General features: G+C 39.3%; 8 protein-coding genes. All 8 read right to left on the bottom strand.

Going from position 1 to position 8,731, the window contains the following annotated elements:
• Positions 1–288: 288 nt before the first annotated feature.
• Positions 289–789: a RipA family octameric membrane protein gene (locus JWG45_RS13570; protein ID WP_205280214.1), complete on the bottom strand. Its 501-nt coding sequence runs from the start codon at positions 787–789 to the stop codon at positions 289–291.
• A gap of 377 nt (positions 790–1,166) precedes the next feature.
• Positions 1,167–2,078, bottom strand: a complete 912-nt coding sequence (locus JWG45_RS13565; RefSeq protein WP_205280213.1) for a hypothetical protein — start codon at positions 2,076–2,078, stop codon at positions 1,167–1,169.
• Between the two features lie 288 nt (positions 2,079–2,366).
• The gene (locus JWG45_RS13560; RefSeq protein ID WP_205280212.1) at positions 2,367–2,903 is read right to left on the bottom strand and encodes a hypothetical protein; all 537 of its coding nucleotides are present in this window, start codon (positions 2,901–2,903) and stop codon (positions 2,367–2,369) included.
• Positions 2,904–3,606: 703 nt separating this feature from the next.
• Complete coding sequence (locus tag JWG45_RS13555; protein ID WP_205280211.1) at positions 3,607–4,350, bottom strand: hypothetical protein; 744 nt, start codon at positions 4,348–4,350, stop codon at positions 3,607–3,609.
• Between the two features lie 219 nt (positions 4,351–4,569).
• A complete protein-coding gene (locus JWG45_RS13550; RefSeq protein WP_205280210.1) occupies positions 4,570–5,346 on the bottom strand; it encodes an SH3 domain-containing protein in 777 nt (258 codons plus the stop codon).
• Between the two features lie 224 nt (positions 5,347–5,570).
• Positions 5,571–6,407, bottom strand: coding sequence for a hypothetical protein (locus tag JWG45_RS13545; protein WP_205280209.1), 837 nt, complete (start codon positions 6,405–6,407; stop codon positions 5,571–5,573).
• A gap of 235 nt (positions 6,408–6,642) precedes the next feature.
• Entirely contained in the window at positions 6,643–7,329 is a 687-nt protein-coding gene (locus tag JWG45_RS13540) for a DUF4145 domain-containing protein (RefSeq protein WP_205280208.1), read from the bottom strand.
• 231 nt (positions 7,330–7,560) lie between these two features.
• Positions 7,561–8,346: an HNH endonuclease gene (locus tag JWG45_RS13535; RefSeq protein ID WP_205280207.1), complete on the bottom strand. Its 786-nt coding sequence runs from the start codon at positions 8,344–8,346 to the stop codon at positions 7,561–7,563.
• Between the last annotated feature and the right edge of the window lie 385 nt (positions 8,347–8,731).

Here is an 8,731-nt window from a genome sequence, read left to right as displayed (position 1 = left end):
TATACACTATCATTCGTCAATCGCTAATTTGGTATTTTTGCGTAGAATTTGCGGGGCATGTTCGGCTAACGAAAGAGGCTTCTCGACGTTGCGTCCGCAAGCGCTTGTGCGCGACGCGGTTGGCACGAGGTTCGAGGCGCCTTAGCGCCGTCCCGCGAACCGAAGTGACAAAGCAATGTGGCTTTAGCCCGGAGTGAGCGCGAGCGGGAACCGTGAGTCGCGAACGGAGCGAGAAGCCGAAGTTAGGCGCCAGGCCGAAGGCCGTGTAGCTTGCGTGGACAAATACATCTAAAGTATAAAGCAGTGAAATATCACTGATGAGCAAGACTTAAACGTGATATATAATAAAATTATAAAAATTACTACCCAAACAATACCGAAACTATTCGGTATAAAATTTTCGAAACTGGAAACACTTCTTTTTTTAATAGATTTATATTTTCCATCGGAGAAGGTTTTGAATGATCCTATGGCTTCTTCCAAAGTTTTTGCACGCTCGATTCGAGCAGTTAAATAAAATCTATTCCGAATACTCGTCAATCGCCAAACATAACATAAATATAAATTTAGCAAGATGACGCACATTCCACTAAGAAAAATTATTAAATCGATTTCTTGCTTTTGATTTAAGATATCAAATATCCCTTTTATGGCGCCTAAAAGAAAGGCTGTTTCAACTGCTAGAAAGAATTGATTTTTAGCCCAGAAGTGGCTATCCCAATGGATAATTTGCTTAATAACTTGGTCATACTCGGCTAATCGATATTTCTCTTTTTTATCTTTTTTCATTTTACCTTGATTGTTAAGAAAACATTTTTTGGTCCCAATGATTATTTTACTTTGTAAATCATTAGATTCCTATAACTTATTTCTAATCTCATTGTTTATTGGCGTGATTTCCAGAATTAAAAGTTTTAGCATTCATTGTTTACATCCACTGAATTTTTTAGCATGCTATGGCGCCTAACGAAAGAGACTTCTCGACGTTCGCGTTCCCGGAGCGCCTGTGCGCGCAGGGATTGACGGAGGCTTGAGCGAGCCTTAGCGAGCGATCACAAGCCGAACGGTAAAGCGAATGTGGCGAAGCCCGGAGTGAGTCCGAGCGGGAACCGTGAGTGACGAACGGAGCGAGAAGACGAAGTTATGCGCCGTAGTGCCGATGAATTTCAAGGAGGATTCGTATTGCCAATGGTCATGACAAATGCTGCGTTCTTACTTTGATCCGTCTCATCTGAAAAATGAGCTAAATACTGAAGGTAAAGGTTGTGAACATTCACGACATCCCCTTTAGGAGAATGAATACCGATTTTTTGCGAGATAATCATTGGAATCCTCAATGTATCGTTAAAAGAAAATGGAGTTCTCTCTGTTGAAAAGTAAAGGCTCTGAGGATTCTCACCTATCGATAAATTCAAACGGCGAGCTACGTCCGGTAAGCGTGTTATTCGAATGCTTTCAATACCGTTAAAGGTTGTGGCAAACCAAAGCATTGCGCTTTCGTCAAGAAGAAATCGATTAAGAACATCAAGGGACATGATTCGTGCATTTGTGATGATCGCCCTACCATAGAAATTTTCGCGATATTGATAAATATGATCAAAGGTTAAACAATATCGTAAAGTGAGTGGTTCGAAAATAGATCGTAAATTGGGATAGAAGTGGAACGTATTAAAAAGATGCAAAAGATTCTGAAATGCCATCGCGAAAATCACGGCTTGAAGCGGATTATCAAAGATTTGGAATCCTCCGTCACCAGTTGAGATGAAATTTATCGAAAAACGTTCTTCATCATAGTTCTGAAAAATGATCGGTTCGATTAAAAGGACATGACGACTTGCTTCTTGATAGATGAGATCGAAGATGATCGGAACGAGCGTCTGGGAAAGCTCTTCCATCTTGCTGTACCTGTATATATCCAAACCGAGTACAGCTTGCTTATCCCAACTGGGAAAATCAAGAGAGTCAGAGACATGTTTCTGGAAAGAGTCTCGATTAGGCTGGAAAACTGATGATTCGTAATAATCTTTAATGTCGCCGGAAAGAATTGTATTAAGAAGGTTCGAGTCTATATGTTTCATTTGAATGGATTATCTCCAAGAATTTTGCAGGCGCTATGGCGCATAACGAAAGAGGCTTCTCGACGTTTGCGTTTCTGGAGCGCGCTAAACGCGCGGAAGAATTGGCGCGAGGCTTGAGTGAGCCTTAGCGAACGATCACAAGCCGAGCGACAAAGCAAATGTGCCGAAGGCCAAGCGAGAGTTGCGATAGCAATCTCGAAGCGCCGCGAGAAGCCGCAGTTATGCGATCGTCGCGAAGTTTATCAAATATTTCACGCAGGCCAAATTTTTTTTCGACAATCTCACTAATTAGCCTGGATCATTTACAGAGTTAAGAATTTTAATTTCCCACGTATTACAATTGAGCTGCAATTCTAATTTCCGGGTCCAATTTGTAAACTCTTCGCAATAAATAAGTAAATTATCATTATCCCATTCTTTAAATATGATTGAATCCATTTCAACGGGGCTATTAATATACTTCATTGACGTTAATTTATTCTCTAATCTTTGAATGTGATAATAATCTGCAAAAATAAAATCTCCCCGCGGGGAAACAGTTATATTTCTGAACTGCGGAGATTCCATTGTTTCAATAACGTTACCATTAGTCCTATCTAGTAAATACAAGTAATCAGAAGTTAAGACAACAATTTCATTTCTTGAAATGGAAATTTCAGCTCCATAAGACGCCCCTCGGAAGTGGCCACACCATTCATCATAGTTATCATTCGTAAATTTTATCCACGACCAATCTGCGGAGTTCCAAGCTGAATCGTTATCGTAGATCCTTTCTTTATATTCACCTGATTGAGGTTGTCTAATAATTTCAACGGAGCTAATCATTTCAAACCATATTATCTCAACTTTCTATCTGAAATCCCCTTTCTTAATGAAAGAATTTTCGCGATGTCGCATAACGACAGAAGCTTGCCGACGTCGCGTCCCGGAGCGCTTGTGCGCGATAGGGTCGCGAACTTCTACTTCTGAAAATCTCTTCTTTTACTATTTAACCAAGTTCGCGAAGCGATGTGTCGAAGACCGGAGTGAGTCCCGAACGGATTCCGTGAGTGGCGAACGAAGCGGCAAGCTTTAGTTAGCCGCTGTTTGCCCAATCAAGATCAAATTGCATCGCGGGGACTGCTGGGGGCTCAAGAAACATTGATTACAGAAATAGTAACTTTTGAACTTTAAAGTTTTTCCTGGAAGGAAAGACCAACACAGAAAAGCAATAACACTTCTTTCTTAATTTCTGGATTAGAATCAAGTGAGTATAGTAGAGAAGAACAAATCCGGAATTTCCCCTGCCCCGCTTCGTCCCCGCGCCTTTTTCCGTCATCCCCCGGGCAAATGGCGGCTAACGAAAGAGGCTTCTCGACGTTGCGTCCGCAAGCGCTTGTGCGCGACGCGGTTGGCACGAGGTTTGAGGCGCCTTAGCGCCGTCCCGCAAACCGAAGTGACAAAGCAATGTGGCTTTAGCCCGTAGTGAGTCCGAGCGGGACCGCGAGTGACGAACGGCGCGAGAAGTCGAAGTTAGACGCCGTCGATTTTACCAAAAGAATTCAATAATTTGAAAAATTTTTTTCGAATTTGGAATAGCCATTTGAACTCGATTTTGATGCCATAAACCAGCTAATCCATCCCAATCCTTTAAGTCTTCATCTAAAAGTATCACCGGACCATCACTATTCACAGTCTTTGGCGGAATTTTAAGTAAGAATTTAACTCCTCTAAATTCAAAAAGAGCCCCGACAATTTCTTTCCTTGTCGAATCGAAAACAGGCGTATGAAAAATTGAATCTTTAGATTTAATTTTATCACCTACTCTAACCATGATATTCAAACCGAAAGGCTCTTCAAAATTCTTCTCGTTATACAGGACATCCAATAAATAAGTTAAATTTATTTTATCTCTGTATTCTTTCTTATTTGCAAATATTATGTTCAAAAATGTTTTAACAAACCATCTTTCTAGCTTAAGGCCATTTACGTTATATTTTTTATTTTCTACAAACCTGTAATTACGAGCCTTCATTTGACTATCATGCTCCGAAAACTCATTCATAAATCGAAAGAATTTTCCCGCTTCCGTATCATAATCTGATAAAGAATTATTATGCTTTGTGCATAATAATTTTGCAACGGCCTTGGAAACGCTAATTTCCTTTGCCTCATTTAAGCACCAAGAGAATCCCTGAACAAAAACCTTTTCTTCGAAAATATTCTTCGATATTATATGTTCCTTGGACTGAATATTTGAACAATTTTTTAGGCTGTTAGCATAGCAATTCATAATTTCAACAGTTTTGTCCGATGGCGTCTAACGAAAGAGACTTCTCGACGTTGCGTCCGCAAGCGCTTGTGCGCGATGCGGTTGGCACGAGGTTCGAGCGTCCTTAGACGCGGCTCGCGAACCGAAGTGACAAAGCAATGTGCCGGAGGCCGTAGTGAGCGCGAGCGGGAACCGTGAGTCGCGAACGGAGCGAGAAGTCGAAGTTATGCGACGTGACAATTACAGTATTTGTGAAAGTAAATTGACGACATCGCTTGGATTCAAGCCTTCTACTTTTTCATATCCGAGTATATCTACTCCACGCACCTTAACTTCCGACGAACTTAAGTAATTATAATCAATGTACATATCAAGATTAACTCTGACTGACACTTTTTGCTTATCTACACCGATAATCGTTCCAATCATTAAGGCTTCAACATAGACGTTGTAAGAAAAGTCTGTTATTGGTTGGATTGGAGAAGTAATCCTAATATCAGCAATCTTATCGTAAGGAAATAAACCGGAAGTTTCTATTCGATTACCTGCTTCATTGATTATCAATCTAACTAATAAACTTTCAAAATTAGCCTGATCTTGATGTCTTCTTTTCAGAGCTTTATCTTCTGAAACAAGTTCGAGTAGATTTCCAAAAATCCAGCCTTCTACATCACCGTAAGTTTTAACTTTGTACCATTTATTAGTTCCAAGATTTTCAACCTTACGATAATCGTAAGTTTCACCTATAACATAGAAAAGCCCTTTATGTCTAATAATATCAACTCTATCAGATTTTGTATTCGGTTCTTTTCTAATTATCGCACCAGATTTGGTAGTAATAATTCCGTATCGTTTAGTTTCATATTCCGAAAATGAATTTTTTCTAATTGAATAAATTGAAAATAGCAAGAAACAAAAAAATAATAAGGATCCTCCGACAAAATAAAGTCGAAATGAATCATTATTTAGAATTCTTTTCCAAATTTTATCTTTAAATAATTCTGATAGTTCTTTCATTAACTATTTAACCCATTGTCATGTCGCATAACGAAAGAGGCTTCTCGACGTTTGCGTTTCTGGAGCGCGCTAAACGCGCGGAAGAATTGGTGCGAGGCTTGAGTGAGCCTTAGCGAACGATCACAAGCCGAGCGACAAAGCAAATGTGCCGAAGGCCAAGCGAGAGTTGCGATAGCAATCTCGAAGCGCAGCGAGAAGCCGAAGTTAGACGGCGTTCGATTATTCTACCTTCGAATTATATCATCCCATTGGTGTTCACATCTCTTACAATGAAAGTATCTTTTGTAAATTTTAGTTTCTGGATTACTTTTATAGCGTAAATCCGGCAATCCATCTTTTCGAGTGTGGCGCCAATTTGAATAAAGATATTCTTTCTTATCTAATTTTCTTGAAAACCATTTCTTACAGCTTGGACATTTTGCTGAGAAACCATAGATTAGAATTACTATTCCCGGGGTGAATAATAGAAACAGAATTACGCCAGCTGGATTTTCTTCATTCCTTTCCTTTTCCAATTTTTCTGCATTTAGATTTTCACACTTTTTCTCAAGATTGCGAATCTCACTAATTAATTTGTGACTTTTCTGGTGAATCTGTATTAATTTAATACAACCTTCATATTCTTTATTATTTATATATGATTTTGCAAGAGCAATAATTTCCTCATTTGAATAGTTTTTTTCAGTTTTAAGTTGAGCTTCACTTATTTTCCGGTCATCGGTAACTAATTTTCCTGAAGACTCTTTTTCAGTCTGATTAGTCGCAATTTCGTTCTTTTTATTAATAGAAACTACCATAAGTCCAGCAATAAATAATATGAAAAACGTTACTAATCTAAGTTTCCATGATGCTAAATTAGGAAATTTCACAAGGAGAAATAAATTAGTGAGCGGGAAGAGATAAAGTGATCCTATAGATATTATTAATATGCCTATTGTATTTTCATTCGACAGAAAACCGGCGAGCGCCATGATAAATCCAAATAAACTAAAGGCCCATTCTAATGTTCGAATGAAGATCGTTTTAATTTTGTTTATAAGTGAATTACTATTTTCTTCCATTTGCTTCTATGCCCTATTTTTAAGAAATCGAATGCCGTCTAACGAAAGAGGCTTCTCGACGTTCGCGGTTCTGGAGCGCGCTAAACGCGCGAAAGAATTGGAACGAGGTTCGAGCGACCTTAGTCGCGGCTCGCGAACCGAGTTACAAAGCGAATGTGCCGAAGGCCAAGCGAGAGTTGCGTAGCAATCTCGAAGCGCCGCGAGAAGCCGAAGTTAGGCGCAGTAGTATGCTTATCTAAGTTTTTTTGGTGCTTGCAGCAGTAATAATCGCTTGTAACTGCTCTTTACGATTGTGTCGATTTATATACCACTCTTTAAAGAGCGTTTCCAATAGACTAATAAGTAAAGCAGCTTCGTTCGGATCAACTTCCACAATTACATTGATATCTTTTTCCATATGTGCACCGATATTGCCTAGTTTTCGGAGGCCATCAATCGCATCCCATATTAGTGGATCAATTCTTCCTTGAAGCTCATTGATTTCATCTACTAAGCGTGACTTTGTTATACTCCAGAAATCGCGTACCATTCCTTGCAAACATCGTCGAGAGAGAGTCGCTGAAGCCTTAGGACTTAATGATAAAATCCTGGATGCTTCTTCGTAATCTTGCCGCACAGCTTCAGGAATGTAATTTGGAAGAACTATAAAGTTTGATTCAGGTTTTAGATGCCAAGAAAGTAAAGGTTCTCCAACGATCTCATTCTCATAGCGCGGAGGGCCTAGTTTGGCATTGAATAACTGAACCTCTATTGAAGTTTCACGACAATTAATATTGGGACAAACAATTATCAGAGTCATCAAGCACTGTTTTTTATACTTACTATTATGCTCGAAAAAATGAAACTCGGAAGAATACTGTGGATGTGTAATAGTAGCATCACGTCGGCAATAGGGGCAAGTCCAGGAAAAAGAATCGTTCATCTATTGATTTCCAAAATAATTTTATACTATTGCGCCTAACGAAAGAGGCTTCTCGATGTTGCGTCCGCAAGCGCTTGTGCGCGACGCGGTTGGCACGAGGTTCGAGGCGCCTTAGCGCCGGCTCGCGAACCGAAGTGACAAAGCAATGTGGCGAAGCCCGTAGTGAGTCCGAGCGGAAACCGCGAGTGGCGAACGGAGCGAGAAGTCGAAGTTATGCGAAGTTGGTTTTGCTTATGCGAGACCAATCTGGATATTATCGTTATTTATTTCGATTGCGCTTCGTAAATTTGAAAATCGATTATCGTGAAATTTAAGAGATCTTATATTTTTAGAATCCTTAATAAACAATTCATTTCCGGATATTTTAATCGCATATGAAAGATAGCTCATTTCCAAGTAATCAATTTTAATACCATTTGGAGGAAAGAATATAATTTTTAAATCTAGATTGTTTTCAGAACTTTTAATTTCCATAAAGGTTTCCTTCTCTTTTCTTTTAAATTCTATATCCCAAACATCTGTGAACGCCTTCCATTCATTATTTTCTATCTCTATTACTTTTTTCTTTTCACTATTCCATAATTTTGCACTAAGCAAGAAGGGTGGAGATTTATCTCCCGAATTATTTGCTTTAATAGAAATTATACTTTCGTTATTAATCCTTAAAACACTTTCACAATTTACAAATGCGGTGTTTCCAAGTTCAAGATTCAAGTTTTTATAAAAGTCAAATTCTCCGAACGCATATTTATGAATTTTAGAATAAGGTTTTTTCATATCCTCTTTAATTTTTTCCTTTGACCAAACTTTCCTTGTCACCTTATCATGACAACTCCCGCAGAGCAAAGTAATACAATCCGGGTCGTGAAGCTTTGCATCTGCAAATTCAGGATCGACGTGTTCATATTGGTATAAAGAACTTCCACAAGAGACGCAGGCAAATCCTGCTTTTTCTCTGATTTTCTTTTTTAACTTTGGACTAATATTCCGCGAAAGGTTATGCTTATTTATTTCCATATAATTTATACCAATTTCGCATAACGACAGAAGCTTGACGACGTCGCGTCCCGGAGCGCCTGCGCGCGAAAGGGTCGCGAACTTCTATTTCTGAAGATCCTTTCTATTACTATTTAAGCAAGTTCGCGAAGCGATGTGTCGAAGGCCGTAGTGAGTCCGAACGGAAACCGTGAGTGACGAACGAAGCGGCAAGCGTTAGTTAGCCGCTGTTTGCCCAATCAATAGCAAACTGCATCGCGGGGACTGCTGGGGGCTCAAGAAACATTGAGTACAGAAATAGTAACTTTTGAACTTTAAAGTTTCTCCTGGAAGGAAAGACCAATACAGAAAAACCATAACACTACTTTCTTAATTTCTGGATTAGAATCAAGTTAGTCTAGTAGAG

It is taken from the genome of Leptospira ainlahdjerensis (assembly GCF_016919175.1).
Lineage (GTDB): Bacteria > Spirochaetota > Leptospiria > Leptospirales > Leptospiraceae > Leptospira > Leptospira ainlahdjerensis.
This window is presented reverse-complemented; position numbering and strand designations above follow the sequence as displayed.